This is a genomic window from Paenibacillus sp. GYB003 (assembly GCF_036577625.1).
GTDB lineage: Bacteria > Bacillota > Bacilli > Paenibacillales > NBRC-103111 > Paenibacillus_AB.
The window spans coordinates 101,156-118,134 of sequence record NZ_JARBDC010000033.1; the positions used below are offsets into that span (position 1 = coordinate 101,156).

At 59.3% G+C, this 16,979-nt stretch carries 19 protein-coding genes; 15 read left to right on the plus strand and 4 right to left on the minus strand.

Annotated features, from left to right (window positions below):
- Positions 1 to 25: 25 nt before the first annotated feature.
- Together PV407_RS12130 and PV407_RS12135 are read left to right on the plus strand one after the other, a co-directional pair.
- Complete coding sequence (locus PV407_RS12130; RefSeq protein ID WP_332090184.1) at positions 26 to 913, plus strand: AraC family transcriptional regulator; 888 nt, start codon at positions 26 to 28, stop codon at positions 911 to 913.
- A 108-nt stretch (positions 914 to 1,021) separates the two neighbouring features.
- Positions 1,022 to 1,873 carry a phytanoyl-CoA dioxygenase family protein gene (locus PV407_RS12135; RefSeq protein WP_332090185.1) on the plus strand — a complete coding sequence of 284 codons (852 nt, stop codon included), beginning with the start codon at positions 1,022 to 1,024 and terminating at the stop codon, positions 1,871 to 1,873.
- 261 nt (positions 1,874 to 2,134) lie between these two features.
- On the opposite strand, the gene PV407_RS12140 is transcribed toward PV407_RS12135, so the two are convergent.
- Together PV407_RS12140 and PV407_RS12145 are read right to left on the minus strand one after the other, a co-directional pair.
- The gene (locus PV407_RS12140) at positions 2,135 to 2,668 is read right to left on the minus strand and encodes a hypothetical protein (RefSeq protein ID WP_332090186.1); all 534 of its coding nucleotides are present in this window, start codon (positions 2,666 to 2,668) and stop codon (positions 2,135 to 2,137) included.
- An 89-nt stretch (positions 2,669 to 2,757) separates the two neighbouring features.
- A complete protein-coding gene (locus PV407_RS12145) occupies positions 2,758 to 3,381 on the minus strand; it encodes a YktB family protein (RefSeq protein ID WP_332090187.1) in 624 nt (207 codons plus the stop codon).
- A 171-nt stretch (positions 3,382 to 3,552) separates the two neighbouring features.
- Between PV407_RS12145 and PV407_RS12150 the strand changes: the two genes are divergently transcribed.
- The 7 genes from PV407_RS12150 to gndA all read left to right on the plus strand — a co-directional run bounded on the left by PV407_RS12150 (position 3,553) and on the right by gndA (position 11,992).
- On the plus strand, positions 3,553 to 4,452 hold the full coding sequence (locus PV407_RS12150; protein ID WP_332090188.1) for a stalk domain-containing protein: 900 nt from the start codon (positions 3,553 to 3,555) through the stop codon (positions 4,450 to 4,452).
- Between the two features lie 388 nt (positions 4,453 to 4,840).
- On the plus strand, positions 4,841 to 5,437 hold the full coding sequence (locus PV407_RS12155; protein ID WP_332090190.1) for a hypothetical protein: 597 nt from the start codon (positions 4,841 to 4,843) through the stop codon (positions 5,435 to 5,437).
- Positions 5,438 to 5,607: 170 nt separating this feature from the next.
- The gene (locus PV407_RS12160; RefSeq protein WP_332090191.1) at positions 5,608 to 6,609 is read left to right on the plus strand and encodes a LacI family DNA-binding transcriptional regulator; all 1,002 of its coding nucleotides are present in this window, start codon (positions 5,608 to 5,610) and stop codon (positions 6,607 to 6,609) included.
- A 282-nt stretch (positions 6,610 to 6,891) separates the two neighbouring features.
- Positions 6,892 to 8,163, plus strand: coding sequence for a DUF362 domain-containing protein (locus PV407_RS12165; protein WP_332090192.1), 1,272 nt, complete (start codon positions 6,892 to 6,894; stop codon positions 8,161 to 8,163).
- Positions 8,160 to 9,713 (plus strand): gluconokinase, encoded by a 1,554-nt coding sequence (gene gntK, locus PV407_RS12170; RefSeq protein WP_332090193.1) that lies wholly within the window; start codon positions 8,160 to 8,162, stop codon positions 9,711 to 9,713. The genes PV407_RS12165 and gntK overlap by 4 nt, the downstream gene beginning before the upstream one ends.
- A gap of 19 nt (positions 9,714 to 9,732) precedes the next feature.
- A complete protein-coding gene (locus tag PV407_RS12175) occupies positions 9,733 to 10,503 on the plus strand; it encodes an SDR family oxidoreductase (protein ID WP_332090194.1) in 771 nt (256 codons plus the stop codon).
- 76 nt (positions 10,504 to 10,579) lie between these two features.
- Positions 10,580 to 11,992, plus strand: coding sequence for an NADP-dependent phosphogluconate dehydrogenase (gndA, locus tag PV407_RS12180; RefSeq protein WP_332090195.1), 1,413 nt, complete (start codon positions 10,580 to 10,582; stop codon positions 11,990 to 11,992).
- Between the two features lie 3 nt (positions 11,993 to 11,995).
- On the opposite strand, the gene PV407_RS12185 is transcribed toward gndA, so the two are convergent.
- The gene (locus tag PV407_RS12185) at positions 11,996 to 12,304 is read right to left on the minus strand and encodes a hypothetical protein (RefSeq protein ID WP_332090196.1); all 309 of its coding nucleotides are present in this window, start codon (positions 12,302 to 12,304) and stop codon (positions 11,996 to 11,998) included.
- A gap of 137 nt (positions 12,305 to 12,441) precedes the next feature.
- Between PV407_RS12185 and PV407_RS12190 the strand changes: the two genes are divergently transcribed.
- Positions 12,442 to 12,951 carry a shikimate kinase gene (locus tag PV407_RS12190; RefSeq protein ID WP_332090197.1) on the plus strand — a complete coding sequence of 170 codons (510 nt, stop codon included), beginning with the start codon at positions 12,442 to 12,444 and terminating at the stop codon, positions 12,949 to 12,951.
- A 30-nt stretch (positions 12,952 to 12,981) separates the two neighbouring features.
- Here PV407_RS12190 and PV407_RS12195 read toward each other — a convergent pair whose 3' ends face one another.
- Entirely contained in the window at positions 12,982 to 13,284 is a 303-nt protein-coding gene (locus PV407_RS12195; RefSeq protein WP_332090198.1) for a rhodanese-like domain-containing protein, read from the minus strand.
- Positions 13,285 to 13,385: 101 nt separating this feature from the next.
- Here PV407_RS12195 and PV407_RS12200 point away from each other — a divergent pair, with 101 nt between their 5' ends.
- The 5 genes from PV407_RS12200 to PV407_RS12220 all read left to right on the plus strand — a co-directional run bounded on the left by PV407_RS12200 (position 13,386) and on the right by PV407_RS12220 (position 16,865).
- Complete coding sequence (locus PV407_RS12200) at positions 13,386 to 13,793, plus strand: fluoride efflux transporter FluC (protein ID WP_332090199.1); 408 nt, start codon at positions 13,386 to 13,388, stop codon at positions 13,791 to 13,793.
- 5 nt (positions 13,794 to 13,798) lie between these two features.
- Positions 13,799 to 14,152, plus strand: a complete 354-nt coding sequence (locus PV407_RS12205; RefSeq protein ID WP_332090227.1) for a fluoride efflux transporter FluC — start codon at positions 13,799 to 13,801, stop codon at positions 14,150 to 14,152.
- Between the two features lie 102 nt (positions 14,153 to 14,254).
- Complete coding sequence (gene aroA, locus PV407_RS12210) at positions 14,255 to 15,547, plus strand: 3-phosphoshikimate 1-carboxyvinyltransferase (protein WP_332090200.1); 1,293 nt, start codon at positions 14,255 to 14,257, stop codon at positions 15,545 to 15,547.
- Between the two features lie 46 nt (positions 15,548 to 15,593).
- Positions 15,594 to 16,397: a C39 family peptidase gene (locus PV407_RS12215; protein ID WP_332090201.1), complete on the plus strand. Its 804-nt coding sequence runs from the start codon at positions 15,594 to 15,596 to the stop codon at positions 16,395 to 16,397.
- Positions 16,398 to 16,436: 39 nt separating this feature from the next.
- Entirely contained in the window at positions 16,437 to 16,865 is a 429-nt protein-coding gene (locus tag PV407_RS12220) for a CoA-binding protein (protein ID WP_332090202.1), read from the plus strand.
- Positions 16,866 to 16,979 lie beyond the last annotated feature (114 nt).

Consider the following 16,979-nt stretch of genomic DNA (forward strand, 5'->3'; position numbering starts at 1 on the left):
TTACGCGCCGCGAGGAGAGAAGCGCATGGGCTCGGTTTACGACGCGTTCGCAACGCATCCGCTCGTCCCGTACATCCGCCAGGCGGATTTTGCGGTCCGTTATCCTTACCGGCACGGAGAGCGTCGTCTGCTCGATTACTTGCTCATTTACGTGCAGGAGGGCAGCTTTCATCTTCATGTCGAAGGGCGGGATTACCGGCTGCGCGACGGCGACTTTTGCCTCGTGCAGCCCGGCGAGCTGCACCGGTTCGAAGGAACGACCGACACGATTACGCCGTTCGCCCATCTCGACCTGTTTTACAACCCGCTGCGCGAATCCGCCTTCCCGACGAAGCCGGGACAGGTGGCGCTCGACGGGCTGGAGCATCTGATGCAGCCGAGGCTGAACGATTTCGACGATTTGCATGTTCCGGTGCAGCTGTTTCCCGCGGACGCCCCGCATTTTCGCGATACGTTTTTGAAAGCGATTGCGCTGTGGAAGGAGCAGACGCAGCTCGCCATGCTGGAAGCGCAGCAGCTGGCCGCGGAAGTCGTTCTCATGCTGCTGAAAACCTACGATACGAAAGGAACGTCCCCCGTCCAGTCCGGCCCGCTCAACTGGGTGACGTCCTATTGCTCGCTGCATTTGTCCGAGCGGCTGACGGTGGAGCGGATGGCGCGGCAGGCGAAGCTGTCGCCGTCCCGGTTTACGGTTCTGTTCCGGCAAACGTTCGGGCAGACGCCTTATCAATACGTGCTGCGCATGCGGGTGAAGCACGCCTGCGACCTGCTGTCCGGCTCGACCCGCCCGCTGTCGGAAATCGCCGAGCTGTGCGGGTTTGCCGACGTGCACCATCTGACGAAGGCGTTCAAAAAAAGCACCGGCCATTCGCCCGCCGCCTATCGCCGCTTCCATGCGGAACATCGCCCATAAGCGGAATGTACCCATAATCGGCTGCATTTCACAAAGAAAAAGCCTCGACCGCTTGCTACAATCGGGATAGATTCATTCATTTTTCCGTAAAAGCGAGGGGATGGCTGCATGGAAGCCGAACGATTGCATGCGGGGGCGGGCGAATGGCCCCGCATGGACGACGAATATCCGATTTCGGACGAGCAGGCGGCGTATTATCGCGAGAAGGGCCATATCGTCCTGCGGCAGGTGGCGAACGCCAGTGAAATCGCCGCATACCGGCCGGCGATCGCCGATTTCGTGCGGGAGCGCAATGTTCATGCGAAGCCACTGCACGAGCGGGACACGTACGGAAAAGCGTTTATCCAGATCGGCAACTTGTGGACGCAAAACGAGGCGGTACGAACGTTTGTTCTCGCCCGCCGATTCGCCAAAATCGCCGCCGACTTGATGGGCGTAAGCGGCGTGCGCATTTACCACGACCAGGCGCTGTTCAAAGAGCCGGGAGGCGGCCATACGCCATGGCATCAGGATCAGATCTATTGGCCGGTCGATACGTCGGACATGATTACGATGTGGATGCCGCTCGTTCCCGTAAGCGAGCAGGTAGGCTCGATGACGTTCGCCTCCGGATCGCACAAAGCCGGCTATATCAGCAAAACGGTCATATCGGACGAGTCGCACCGAACGCTGAAGGCCTACATCGATAGCAAAGGGCTGGAGACGGTCAACTACGGCGCGCTCGCGGCCGGGGACGCAACGTTTCACGCCGGATGGACGCTTCATTCGGCGCCGGGCAATCCGACCGAAACGATGCGCGAGGTGATGACGGTCATTTACTACGCGGACGGAGCGCGCGTATTGGAGCCGGACTCGAACGCGCGCAAAAACGATTTGCAGGCATGGTTTCCCGGCCTGAAGCCCGGGGATCCCGCGGCAAGCCGGTTGAACCCGCTCGTCTATTCGCGGGCCGGGTTTTAGGCGGGGGCGGCTACGGGGCGAGCCGCTCGAGAACGGCGGCCGCCTCCGCCCGGCCTGACGGCGATCGAGGCGACAGCGGCGAGCGGCAGGCGGCGGCCGCGGGTGGCTGGACGGGGCATAGCGCGATCTTCCTTTCGTCAGTTGCGGGAATGACGCCATCGTACCATACAATTGGTACACAGTTATGACGGCTTGGCACAATGCGAATAAACCCGGCCTCCTCCAGGAGGAGCCGGGTTTATTGCCGCTGTCGGGCGCCGGTCAGAACGGCAGCGTCTCCTGCTCGGACGTCGTCTGCTTGGCGTCTTTCGGATGCCGTTCTTTGTGCTTGTCCCAATCTTTCCAATCTTTTTTTTCGACGAGTCTTTTCATATGCTCGGGCAGCTTTTCCTTGATCCGATCCGCCTTTTCCTGCGGAAGCTTGCCGTCTTTGACCGCTTCGTCGATTTTTTGCAGCCGGATCGCGGTCATTTTGTCGATGAGCGCGGACGGCTCGATCCCTTTCGCCTTGGCGACCTCGGCGATGCTTTTGCCGCTCTCGAGCTGCTTCTTCAGCTCGTCGACGCCGATCCCGATCGCCGCCGCAGCGTCCTCGAACAGGAAAAACCGTTTGTGCCCGTGCTTTTCGTCGCGGGTCCCTTTGGATTCGGGGGCTTCCTGCCTCGTCTCCGGGGAAGTCGGGTGCCGGCCGGAAGCGCTCGCCTGCACGCCGAGCGCCGAAAACGCGATAGTCCCCGACATACCGAGGACGAATGTACCGAACGCGATCCGTTTAAGCGTGTTTCGGGCGTTCATGGAACATCACCTTTCCTTTCGTCGAAAGTCCCGTATAGTTTGTTCCAAACTTTGGACATTCATGCGACGAAAATGAAAGGCGGCTTCGGTTAGAAAGCGATCCGGTACAGCGGCATGACCTGCTCGAACGTCTCCCGGACCGCGTCCGCAAACCGGGCCGGATCGGCGAGCAGCGGATCGTCCTTCCGGATCGTGATGCCGCACAGCGCCTCCGTTTTTTTCACCGTCTTCAGCCTGACGATCATCGCCGCAAAATCGGCCTTAGACATGTCGCCGTGCCGCGTCGTCTCCGGCTGCATATGGTCCGTCGACCAGCGGAAATCGGCCGGAATCGCTTTGCGGATCGCGGCCAGCTTTTTCTCGAGATTGCGGGCGAAAACGTCTTTGTTGCCGCTCTCGTAAATGACGGCGAATTGGACGAACAAATGCGTCGACCAAAGCCCGACTTGGAAGTGCGGATGGGCTTTGTACCCTTTTTTGCTGTTGGCCCAGGCGACCCACGTGTCGGCCGGCGGATTGATCGTTCGGCGGGCGTGCTTCGCCACATGGGGGAACATCGGCTCGCCGCACATTGCGGTCAACGCCGGGGCGAGCTCGTCGCCGAGCCGGGTCAGCTTCGGCCGGACGCGCTCGATGAGCGCTTTCATGCGCGGCTCCAGCCCGGGAATCGTAAATACGTCGAAATCGGATGAATCGAACGTCGGAAACGTCATAAAACCCTCCTGCTTCGCATGTCGCTGCGTACCGTTTTTCGTCATGTTCTACAGTACAACAAACGAAGGAGCGGACGCAAACGCCGGCTGTCAACTCTTTCTGGTCGAGCCGAGACGGGTACGGTATAATAGATGTCGGAAAATGGAATAAAGTGGGGAGAGGATCAAGAGATGGATCGAACGCGGCTGAAAAAGACGCTGCTGCTTACGGCGGCGACGGGGGTCGTCTTCACGAGCGGCGTTTATGCCAAAGATACGCTGCAAAAGGTCGACGCTTATTTGCGTCCCGATTTCAAAATCGAGGTGAACGGGAAAACGGTCAAAGAAACGCCGCTCATCTACGACGGAAGCAGCTACTTGCCTTTCAAGACGATCGGCGAGCTGCTCGGAGCCGTCGTCAGCTGGGACGAGAGCAAGCAGACGATCAAGCTGGCGATGCCGGTGACGCCCCAGCCCGACACGGAGACGGGAGCCGGCTCGGGAAGCGGCGGAAGCGCAAGCGGCGGAACGGGCACGGGAACGGGCGCCGGCGCCGGCACGGACAAGCCGATCGTCGTCCCCGACGTGAAGGTGGAGGAGAAAATTACGCTGGACACGCCGATCGCCTATAACTTTACATACAACGGCATCACGTACCCGACTTTGGTCAATTTGTACAAAGGGGACACCTATTTGCGCTGGAAAGACATCCAGAAGCTGCCGATCGACGTCGGACGTCCGCAGCTTTCCACGGAAACGCTCACCGGCGAGACGTACGTCCATCTCGAGCTCGTGAAGCCGTACTGGAAAGAGCAGGTGAAGGGCGACCAGCGGAAATACGTCATCGTCGAAGAAGGCGAAGTGAGCGAGGCGAAATTGAAGGCGCTGAACGATTATTTCGGAACCCGCGAATCCGGCTATACGATCAAGCCGCTCGGAGCGGAAAACGAATATTCGGTGCTCGCCAAAGGCGGCGACAAATGGTTCGTCCAATATTACATCCGGTTTTGGCAGTCGCACGACGGCACGTGGAACGTTTCGAGCACCGGCTGGAAATCGTATCCGAAGGAAACGACGAATACGACGCCGTAGGCCGCGGACGACACCCGAACGATCGGGAACGAAACGGCGTGACGGAAGGACGGACGGCCATCCGGCGAAAAACGGACCTAAGCGGCCCAGGAAGTCCGACCGGGCTTCCTTTTTTTGTCGAAAGGCCGGACAAACAGGGGGGCTTAAAAAATAATCAATAATCCAAGTTGCTAAATCATATGATCCATAATAAGATAGTTGTAAGCAGATGAGTTGTCTGAACATTCTGTCAAAATTCCCTGCATTCGCCTGAACGGGAGTATCTTTCCACAAGTCTCCGGCAAGCCCGGCGCCGCATCGAGTGGGAAGCGCTGTTGAATCGGACGACGCAAGACGATTTTCGGATGTCACGACACTTGGTGTTAACTGTTTCAGGGAGGGGATTGCCGTGAACAAAAGCTATGAAGTTGAATACTGCAACTTGGAGTTGCGTTTTGACCGCCGGCAAATCCGCAACTTCATCAAGTCGCTCATTCAGGAAGGATACTCCTTGTATTGGAACGAAAACGAGCAGCAGTTCGTCATCTCGATCCGCACCGGACGCAAGCTGATCAAGCTGAAATTTCAACGCATCGGCGACCGTTACAAAATCGTCGGCGATTATTCGTTCAAGGACGAAAAGCTGTCCGAGCTGATGGAAAAAATGATCGGCGACACGCGCGGTCATGCGATCGTCAAACGGTTTCGCGAGCGTCAAATCGTAATCGAGAACATCATGTTCGGCGAAATCATCCGCATGGTGGAAATATCGGGGGTCGAGCACAAAGTGCTATTCCAAAAAGAACCCGTCGTCACGATCGACGAGATGATTCAGGCGTTCAAGTCGAAGCGCGCGGAAGAACGCGCGGCGGTGCTGCGGCTCGAGCTGGACTACGAGCTGGCGACGCTCCACGAAGCGATTGCGGCGGGAGACGAGGAGAAAGCCGCCAAGTCCAAGGAACGATTGAAGGATATGCGCAGCGAGATGCTGCAGCTGGAGATGTGAAATGGGCCATCATACGATTCCGTGACAGCCGTCTTTCGGTGCCGATACAGGACCGGGGGACGGCTGTTTTGAATGGCGGCGGTTTGCGAAAAGCGGGGGCGGGGCGTCCCGTTTGCTTCTTGTTAACGTGTGCACAGTATGCTATGATCAAAGCGACAAGAGGTGGTAGGATGACCGTTACGATCAAAGACATCGCCCGCATGGCCGGCGTTTCGCATACGACCGTATCGCGGGCGCTCAACGACAGTCCGCTCATCCACGAGGAGACGAAGCGGAAAATCCGGGCGATCGCGGAGCGGCTCGACTATACGCCGAACTACAGCGCGAAAAGTCTCGTGCTCGCGCGCTCGTACCATATCGGCTTGTTTTTTTCGACGCTGTCGAAAGGAACGTCGTCGAACTTCTTTCACGAAACGGTGAAGGGGGTCCATTCCGCGGTCAGCTCGAAATACCATCTGATCGTCAACGCGATCGACGATTACGACGGCAATTTTTCGCCGGTGACGCGCAAAACGTTCGACGGCGTCATCGTCATGAGCCAAAGCGACGCCGACGAATCGTTCATCCGGTACGTCGCGGACAAAAGCATTCCGCTCGTCGTGCTGAACCGCAACGCCGAACGGATTTCGCCGGTCAACGTGCTCGCCGACGACAGGGCGGGCGTATTCCGGGTCGTCGAGCATATGATCGCCCAGGGCCACAGACGGATCGCCATTATCGAGGGGAAGCAGTCGTTCAAATCGTCCGCGGCGCGGAAGGACGGTTATTTGCAGGCGCTCGGCCAATACGGCGTCGATACCGACCCGAAGCTGCACGTCGTCGGCGGTTACACGCTTGAAGGCGGATACAAGGCGATGAAGCAGCTGCTTCGCGCCGATCCGATGCCGACGGCGGTATTTTGCTCCAGCGACGAAATGGCGGTCGGGGCGATGAAGGCGATCGCCGAGCAAGGGCTTTCCGTGCCGGACGATATGTCGGTCGCCGGCTTCGACGACGACGTGTTTTCGGCGTTTTTGTCGCCTGCGCTGACGACGGTGAAGCGGCCGGTCGAGACGATCAGCCGGATCGGCGCGGAGAAGCTGCTTGCCGACATCGAGCGGGGGGCGCCGTCGCGCGAGACGGTGTACGTGGAGACGGAATTGGTTGTGCGCGAGTCGGTGAAGCCGATTTGAACGGGGCTTGGGTTTCGGATGGGAAATGGCCGATAAGAGACGATGGCGTAATGACGGGAGAAAAGACGCAAGCTCCACCCCTCTCGAAATCGTATCCTTTTGATTGGAACGAAAGCGGACAGGATACGATTTCAAATGTGGCCGCAAGCTTTCCGCCTCGCGTCTTTTCCCCCTCGGAGCTGCAATGTCTCTTAACGGATTTCCCATGAATGAAAAATACAAGCCCCGCCCAAAGAAGTAAAAAAGAATTGAGGATCATATGAAGGGGAGGCCATGGCATCCATGAGCATTTTAAGAACGCTGCTCGAAGACATCCCGATTCCGCAAATGGTGCGCATTCGGCAAAAGTTCGACGGCACGAAGGTCGACGATTACATCGGAGCGCTGCGCCGGGAGCTGAGCAAGCCGGGGGCGATCGACTCGATCAAGAAAGGCGAGCGGGTCGCGGTCGCCGTAGGCAGCCGGGGCGTGGCGCACATCGCCGAATTTACGCGGGCGACGATCGACGCGATCAAGGAAGCCGGCGCCGAGCCGTTCATCGTGCCGTGCATGGGCAGCCACGGCGGCGCGACGGCGGAAGGGCAGCGCGACGTGCTGCACCATCTCGGCGTTACGGAGGAAGCGATGGGCGCTCCGATTTTGTCGTCGATGGAAGTCGTCAAAATCGACGAGATGGCGAACGGCCTGCCCGTCTATGTCGACAAATACGCGTACGAGGCGGACGCCATCGTCGTCATCAATCGGGTGAAGCCGCATACCGCCTTCCGCGGCCGAATCGAGAGCGGCATCATGAAAATGATCGCCATCGGCCTCGGCAAGCAGAAGGGGGCCGAAGCGTGCCATCAGCTCGGCTTCAAATATATGGCGGAAAACGTGCCGGCCATGGCGAACCTGATGCTGAACAAGCTGCCGATCCGGTTCGGCGTGGCGCTCGTCGAGAATGCGTACGACGAAACGTGCCGCGTCGAGGTGCTGCCGGCGGCGGAGATCGAAGCGCGCGAGGAACAGCTGCTGATCGAGGCGAAATCGCATCTGCCGAAAATTTTGTTCGACCAGATCGACGTGCTCGTCATCGACTATATCGGCAAAAACATTAGCGGCGACGGAATGGACCCGAACGTCACCGGCCGTTACCCGACGCCGTACGCCCACGGCGGACCGGACGTGTCGAAAATGATCGTGCTCGACTTGACGCCGGAAACGAAGGGAAACGCGAACGGCGTCGGCACGGCCGATTTTACGACGCAGCGGCTGGTGGACAAAACCGACTGGCCGGCGACGTACGCGAACGGGCTCACGTCGACCGTATGCGCGCCGACGAAACAGGCGACGACGCTCGAAAACGATTATTACGCGATCAAAGCGGCGGTCAAAACGTGCAACATTCTCGATTATACGAAATGCCGGCTCGTTCGCATCCGCGATACGCTGCACCTCGGGGAAATCGAAATTTCGGTCAACATGCTCGAGGAAGCGCGCCGTCACCCGGACATCGAAATTTTGACCGAGCCGTACGATTTGAAGTTCGACGATGAGGGGTATTTGCCGAAATGACTGCAAACAGTAGCGCCAAGCGGTACGTCATTGCCGCCGATTTGGGAACGACGAGCACGAAGACGCTCGTCATCGACCGGGACGGCCGCGTCGTCGCCGGACATTCGATCGAATATCCGATGCATACGCCGACGCCGGATCGGGCCGAGCAGGACCCGCTCGAAATATTCGCGGCCGTCGTGCGCGGAATCAAGGAAGTGATCGCGAAAGCGGCCATTTCCGGCTCGGACGTGCTGTGCGTCTCGTTCAGCTCGGCCATGCACAGCCTGATCGCCGTCGACCGCGAATTCCATCCGCTGACCGCTTGCATCACGTGGGCGGACAACCGGAGCGTCGACTGCGTAGCGCCGCTCAAGGAGCAATGGAACGGCCTCGGCATTTACCGGAACACGGGCACGCCGATCCATCCGATGTCGCCGCTGCTCAAGCTGATGTGGATGAACCGGCACGAGCCGGAGCTCGTATCCCGCACGCACAAATTTATCGGCATCAAAGAATTCGTCTTCGCCAAGCTGTTCGGCCGCTGCGTCATCGACTATTCGCTGGCGAGCGCCACCGGCTTGTTCAACCTGCGCCGTCTCGACTGGGACGAAGAGGCGCTGCGCGTCGCGGGCGTATCCAGAGAGCAGCTGTCCGAGCCGGTTTCGACGACGCATCTCCTGCAGGGGCTGACCGCGGATTACAGCCGCGAAATGGGGTTGCCCGCGGATACGCCGTTCGTCGTCGGCGCTTCCGACGGCGTCCTGGCCAACCTGGGCGCGGGCGCGTACGAGCCCGGCGTCTACTCCGTCACGATCGGCACGAGCGGCGCCATTCGAGGCACGGTCCGCGAGCCGCTCACCGATCCGCAGGGGCGCCTGTTTTGCTATGCGCTCAAAGAAGATTTTTGGGTGATCGGCGGCCCGATCAACAACGGCGGCATCATGCTTCGCTGGGTGCGCGATCAGCTGGCGACATTGGAAGCCGAGGAAGGCCGCCGCCGGGGGATCGACCCGTACGACCATTTGACCGAGCTCGCCTCGCAGGTGAAGCCGGGCTCCGACGGCCTGCTTTTCCTGCCGCTGCTGGCCGGCGAGCGGGCTCCGTATTGGAACGCGAACGCGCGGGGCGTCTTCTTCGGATTGTCGCTGTTTCACGAGAAAAAGCACATGATCCGCGCCGTGCTGGAGGGCGTCATTTACCGCATTCATTCCGTCGCCGTGGCGCTCGAGGAGCTCGGAGGGAAGACGAAAGAAATTCGCGCCTCCGGCGGCTTCGCCCGTTCGCCGCTGTGGCGGCAAATGATGGCCGACACGCTCGCTTCGCCCGTCACGGTGCCGGATTCGATCGAGAGCTCCGGCCTCGGGGCGGCGCAGCTCGGCTTGCTGGCGCTGGGCGAAATCCGCGACTTCTCGTCGATCGGCGACTGGGTCCGGACGACGGTCCGCCACGAGCCGGACATGGCGAACAACGCGATTTATCGCGAGCTGACGGCCATTTACGGCGCCGTTTACCATCAGCTGAAAGATCAGTTCGATGCGATCGCGGCTTTTCAAAAAAAATACGTATAACTCGGGAGGACGAATGGCGATGAATTTATTCGACTTGACCGGCAAAACGGCAGTTATTATCGGCGGCAACAGCACGCTCGGCGGCTCGATGGCCGAAGCGCTCGGAGGACACGGCGCGGACGTGGCGGTCGTCGGCCGTAACATGGAGAAATGCGAGCAGGTCGTGGCGCGGATCCAGGCTTTGGGCGGAGGGAAGGCGAAAAGCTTCAGCGCCGACGCGACAAACGCGGACGATTTGCGCCGGGTGCTGGCCGAAGTGCTCGATTGGACCGGGCGCGTGGACGTGCTGATGAACTGCCCGGGCAAAAACAGCGCGACGCCGTTTTTCGACATCACGATGGAAGAATGGGATTCGATCATGGACGTCAACCTGAAGGGCGTCGTGCTGGCGTGCCAAGTGTTCGGCAAGCATATGGTCGACAAAGGGGAAGGCGGCAGCATCATCAACATTTCGTCCGTTTCGTCCGAGCCGCCGCTGTCGAAAGTGTTCACGTATTCCGCGTCGAAGGCGGCCGTCAACAATTTGACGAAAAATTTGGCGCGCGAATTCGCGCCGAGCCGCGTCCGCGTCAACGCCATCATTCCGGGTTTTTTCCCGGCCGAACAAAACCGCAAAATTTTGTCCCCCGAGCGGATCGCATCGATTATGGGCCATACGCCGATGAACCGGTTCGGCGAAGCGCACGAGCTGCAGGGCGCCGCGGTATATCTCGCCTCCGAGAAAGCGTCCGGATTCGTCACGGGATCGCTGCTTCGGGTCGACGGCGGATTTGGGGCTATGACAATTTGACGCAAATGGGATAGAATAGAGAAGACGTTTCATCGAACAGGCATTACATATTACGGATAAGGGTGGTTGGAACTTTATGTCGAAACAGCAAATCGGCGTCGTCGGACTTGCCGTCATGGGCAAAAACTTGGCGCTCAACATCGAAAGCCGCGGCTTTACCGTATCGGTATATAACCGTTCCCGGGAGAAGACGGACGATCTGATGGCGAACGAGGCGAAAGGGAAAAACCTCGTGCCGACGTATTCGCCGGAAGAGTTCGTTCAATCGCTGGAGAAGCCGCGCAAAATATTGCTCATGGTCATGGCCGGCAAGCCGACCGACGACACGATCAATCAGCTGCTGCCGCTGCTCGACGAGGGCGACATTTTGATCGACGGCGGCAATGCCTATTTCCCGGATACGCAGCGCCGGAACAAGGAGCTCGAGGCGCGCGGCATCCGTTTCATCGGCACCGGCGTATCGGGCGGCGAAGAAGGCGCGCTGAAAGGGCCTTCGATCATGCCGGGCGGCCAGCAGGACGCGTACAAGCTGGTCGAGCCGATTTTGACGGCCATCTCGGCCAAAGTGAACGGCGACCCTTGCTGCACGTACATCGGACCGGACGGCGCCGGCCATTATGTAAAAATGGTTCACAACGGCATCGAATACGGCGACATGCAGCTCATTTGCGAGGCGTACCAGCTGCTCCGCGACGTTCTCGGTCTCGGCACGGAAGAGCTGCACGACATTTTCTCGGAATGGAACAAAGGCGAGCTGGACAGCTACCTGATCGAAATTACGGCCGACATTTTCACGAAGAAGGACCCGGATACCGGCAAGCCGATGGTCGACGTCATCCTCGACAAGGCGGGCCAAAAAGGGACCGGCAAATGGACAAGCCAAAGCGCGCTCGATCTCGGCGTGCCGCTGTCGATCATTACCGAGTCGGTGTTCGCGCGCATGCTGTCGGCGATCAAGGACGAGCGGGTGCAGGCGAGCAAGCTGCTGAGAGGGCCCGAATCGGTTCCGGCCGCTCCCGATAAGGCGGCGTTCGTCGAAGCGGTTCGCAAGGCGCTGTACGCCAGCAAAATTTGCTCCTACGCACAAGGCTTCGCGCAAATGCGCGCCGCTTCCGACGAATACAAATGGGATTTGAACTATGGGAACATCGCGATGATTTTCCGCGGCGGCTGCATCATTCGCGCCCGGTTCCTGCAAAATATCAAGGACGCCTACGACCGCGAACCGGGACTGAAAAATTTGCTGCTCGATCCGTACTTCAAGGAAGTCGTCGAGTCGTACCAGGACGCGTGGAGACAGGTCGTCTCCGTAGCCGTCGCCCGGGGCATTCCGGTTCCGTGCTTCTCCTCCGCGCTGGCGTATTACGACAGCTACCGGTCGGAGCGGCTGCCGGCGAACCTGCTGCAGGCGCAGCGGGACTATTTCGGCGCGCATACGTTCCAAAGGGTGGATAAAGAGGGCACGTTCCATTTCCACTGGATGGACTAATCGCTATCGTCCGGGCGGAGCCGATTCGGGCAGCAGGCCGTAGGCCGCTTCGAGCAGCGAGGTGCGAAGCCGGTCCGCCTCGTTCCCGCTCGGTCTGCGATGGATCAGCATCGTCGCCGCTTCGGCGAAATGCTGAAAGTTTTTGAGGAGGCGTGGTTGCGGCAGATCCAGCAGTCTCGGATCTTGCTCAGCCACCTTTTTTTTGACGTATTCCAGTACCCAGACAACGTCGTCTTTGCACAGCGGATGGTTCGGATGTAAAATCGTCTCGAGCCGGCGCTCCGGCGGCTTCGGGTATGCGGCTTGTTGCATCGGGCATTGCTCATCTCCTTCGCGGGACGAAATAGGGGCATTATTAATCATTACTATAGAGTGTGGAAATTATTCACAAATCTTTTGGAAACGCAGCGGGGCGTACCGTACGAATCGGGTAAAGGAGCGCGGAAGCGATGCGCAATATCGTGTTGGTCGGGTTTATGGGAACCGGCAAATCGACCGTGGCGGCCGAACTGGCGCAGCGGCTCGGATGGAGCCGGATCGATCTGGACGCTTCGATCGAGCGGGCGGAAGGGAAATCGATTCCGGAGCTGTTTGCGGAACGGGGCGAGGCGTATTTCCGCGCAGCGGAGACGGAAGCGCTCCGGCGGGAGCTTGTCGGGCGCAGCCGGCAAGTGGTCGCGACCGGCGGAGGAGCGGTGCTGGCGGAAGGAAACCGCGATATCATGCTGGCCAACGGGCTCGTCGTGGCGTTGACGGCGACGGCGGAGACGATTATTAGCCGCGTGCATAACGATCCGAACCGTCCGCTTTTGCGCGGCAATGCGGAGAAGTCGGTGCCGGAGCTGATGGAACAGCGCAAGCACGCTTACGATTTCGCCCACGTCCGCATCGATACGACGGACAAAACGGTCGAGCAAATCGTCGGCTTGATCGAGGAGCGGCTGCGGGCCGGGGGTTGAGCGCGAAAAAAAAGCCGCAAGGCGAATGCCTTACAGCTTCTCCCAGGCGAGCATGCCGCCCGTCATGTTTTTCACGCCGGCGAATCCGAGCGATTGCAAATAGTCGCACGCGCGGCCGCTCCGGGCGCCGCTGCGGCAGACGAGGACGATTTCGTCCGTTCGCTCGATTTCGCCGTATCGGTCCGGCAACTGCCCGAGCGGGATATGCTTCGCTCCCGGAATGATGCCGGCCGCGACTTCCTCGTCTTCGCGAACGTCGACGACGTTCAGTCTTTCGCCGTTTTCGATGCGCCGCTTCACTTCGGACGGCTCGATCGTGGCGGTTTCACCCATCGTCTCAACCTCCTTGAGCATTCCGGTTTGACCGGCTTGCAGGTCACGAATAATCATATGAAATCGATGCGAGGAAGTCAACGAAGAAGGAGAGAGAACGAATGCGAGCCGTTTCCGTTACGGTTTGCGTCGGCATAGCCGGCGCGCTCGGGGCGATCAGCCGGTTTGCGGTCGGCGCCGCTCTCGAACCGATCGTCGGCGAGGCTCTGTTTCCGGCGGCGACGCTGCTTTGCAATTGGTCGGGCAGCTTTGCGCTCGGCTTCGCGACCGCCGGCGGCGCGAGCAGGCTCGGCTTGTCCGAAACGGGCAAAACGGCGGTTACAAGCGGCTTCATCGGTTCGTTCACAACGTTTTCCGCCTTGAGCAAAGAAATGACGTTCATGCTGCAAAACGGCGAAGCGGCGAAGGCTTTCGCTTATTTGGCGCTCAGCTTGTGGGGCGGACTGCTGCTCGCCCGGCTTGGCGGAAAGGCGGCGGAAACGGCGGGCGGAGGAGGTCGAGAGGCGTGAGCGGCATGCAGCTGGCGTTTATCGTGGTCGGCGGCTTTTTCGGGGCGATCGCCCGTTACCGGTTGTCGAAAAAGATCGCCGAGCGATTCCAAACGGCTGTCCCGTATGGTACACTGACAGTAAATATGATCGGCTCTTTTTTGCTCGGGCTGCTCGTCGGCCTCGACTTGGGAGCCGCGGCTTTGGCTTTCGGCGGAACCGGTTTTTTGGGCGCGTTTACGACTTTCTCCACGTTCAAGCTGGAAGGCGTAACGCTCGCGAAACGGTCGCGGAGCGCGATGGTTGTTTATATCGGAATCACTTATTCGCTGGGCATCGCTTTATGCTACGCGGGTTACTGCGCCGGCCGGCTGATATGACTTTGCGGCGCGGCCCGATCCGACCGATGGCGCATGCCGGCATACCGAACATGGCGATGAAGATGTTCGCAGCGTATACAGCAGAGGAGAGAATACGATTCGATGAAAGCGATAGTCAAGCAAACGCCGGTTTTGGAAGGCGACATTAACGCTCTTTCCTCCAAAAATTATACGACCCGTTATATGCTCGTCGGCGCGCTCGCCGACGGTACGAGCACGATCCGTTTCCCGGCTCACAGCGAGGACAGCGACGCCATGCGGAGATGCATTCGCGATCTGGGCGCGGAGCTGACGGAAGTTGGCGATACGATGACGATCCGCGGCTTCGGGCGCCATCCGAAGCATGTAAGCGAGCTCGACGTCGGCAATGCGGGAGCGGTGCTCCGTTTTTTAATGTCGGTCGCCGCGTTTTGCCCGAACGTGACGTTCGTGAACAAATACCCGGATTCGCTCGGCAAACGGCCGCACGACGATCTGATCGCCGCCCTCGGACAGATGAACGTGGCGGTCGATCACCGCGGCGGCAAGCTGCCGATCACGATTCGTGGCGGAAATCCGAAAGGCGGCCGCATTCAAGTATCGGGCAACGTCAGCTCGCAATTTTTAAGCTCGTTGTTGTTCATGACCCCTCTGCTCGACGAGGACAGCGAAATCGAGGTGCTGCACGACCTGAAGTCGAAGGTCGTCGTCGGCCAGACGCTGGAGGTGATCGGGCAAGCGGGCATCCGTATCGATGCGAGCGAAGACCTGATGCATTATCGCGTGCCCGGACGGCAACGCTATGAGGCGAAGGAATACGTCGTGCAGGGCGATTACCCGGGGTCGGCGGCCATTCTTGCCGCGGCGGCCGTAACCCGCTCGGACGTGCGCGTGCTCCGACTCGAAGAGGCGAGCAAGCAGGGCGAGCGCGCCGTCATCGATGTGCTGCGCGCGATGAACGTGCCGTTGACGCACGAAGGCGGAATCGTTCACGTGAAGGGCAACGGCAAGCTGAAGGCGGTCGAGTTCGACGGCGATCATTTTACCGACGCCGTTCTCGCGATGGTCGCCGCCGCCGTCTTCGCGGAAGGCACCTCCCGCTTTTACAACGTCGAAAATTTGCGCTATAAAGAGTGCGACCGCATTACCGACTATTTGAACGAGCTGCGCAAAGCCGGCGCCGACGTCGAAGAACGGCAAAGCGAAATTATCGTGCACGGCAAGCCGGAAGGCGTCGAAGGCGGCGTCGAAATCGACGCCCATTTCGACCATCGCGTCATTATGGCGCTGACGGTCGTCGGCCTTCGCTCGAAACGCGGCTTGACGATTCGCGACGCGCATCATGTGGCGAAATCGTATCCGCATTATTTCGACCATTTGAAATCGATCGGCGCGCAGGTCGAGCTCGTGGATTGATCGCAGCCTACGAAAGCTACAACGAAGCGAATGAGATGGTAGTCGTATGGTATTTTTGCTGAACGTGGCCAAACTTCTGTTGACTTTGTTCCTCATTTTGGGATTGCTGTTTTCCAGCGGCGTATTCAGCGTTCTGCTGTATGCGAAAATGACGGGCAAAGATTTTCTCGCGGAGCCGGCTTCGGTCGTGTTGGCCGAAGGGTCGCACGGCAGCGGCGGCGCGGCGGTGGATGCGAAGCCGGAGCCGCCGCCCAAGCCCGCGTCGGCGAAGCTTGACGCCCCCGTCGTCAAGCAGCTGCCCGAGCTTCCGCCCGGTTGCGAAATCGTCAGCTTGACGATGCTGCTCCACTATTACGGCGTGAACAAAAGCAAAATGGAGCTCGTCGACGAAATGGTGAAAGACCCGACGCCGATTACGTGGAAAAACGGGCAAATCGTCTATTGGGGCAATCCGAACACCGGCTATGTCGGCGACGTGACCGGCAAATCGCGCGGCTTCGGCATTTACCATGCGGGACTGTTTCCGACGCTCAAGGCGAACGTCCCGACGGCGGTCGATTTGACCGGATCGGACTTCGACGCGATCGAGCGGCAAATCGCCGGAGGATTTCCGGTTATCGTTTGGACGACGATCGATTATGCGGTGCCGAAAAAATGGGTGACGTGGGATACGCCGATCGGACCGATCGAAACGACGTTCATGGAGCATGCCGTGCTGATGGTCGGGTACGACGAGCAGTTCGTGTACGTAAACGATCCGCTAAGCGGGAAGAAGGCGCATCCGATCGCCAAGGAGCAGTTTTTGGCGGCATGGGACGCGATGGGCAAGCAGGCGCTGTCGTACAATTGAGTCGCGGATGCGAGAGATACGAAACGGAGGCGTTTAACGATGGCATTCGAAAATCCGTCCAGAGACCGAATCAAGGAATTGCTTCGGGAAACGAAAACGATCGCGGTAGTCGGGTTGTCGGATAAACCGGATCGGACGTCGTACATGGTTTCGCAGGCGATGCAGCAAAAAGGTTACCGGATCATTCCGGTCAATCCGACCGTGCAGTCGGTGCTCGGGGAGAAAAGCTACCCGTCGCTCGAGCAGATCGACGAGCCGGTCGATATCGTCAACGTCTTTCGCCGCAGCGAAGAAACGGTTTCGGTCGCCGAAGCCGCGACGCGGATGAAGCATAAGCCGAAAGCGTTTTGGCTGCAGCAGGGCATTTACAACGAGGAGGCGGCGGCGCTCGTGCGGGCGGAAGGCATCGAAGCCGTCATGGACCGCTGCATCAAAGTCGAAGATTCCATTCTTCAGCCGCACAAGTAACGTCTTCCAGCGATAAAAAAGATATCGATCGCAGACAATAAGAAAGGCTTCGGCAATGGGAACGCCGCTTCGATCCGGACCCGTTACTGAAGACTTTTCTATTTGTATTGGAGG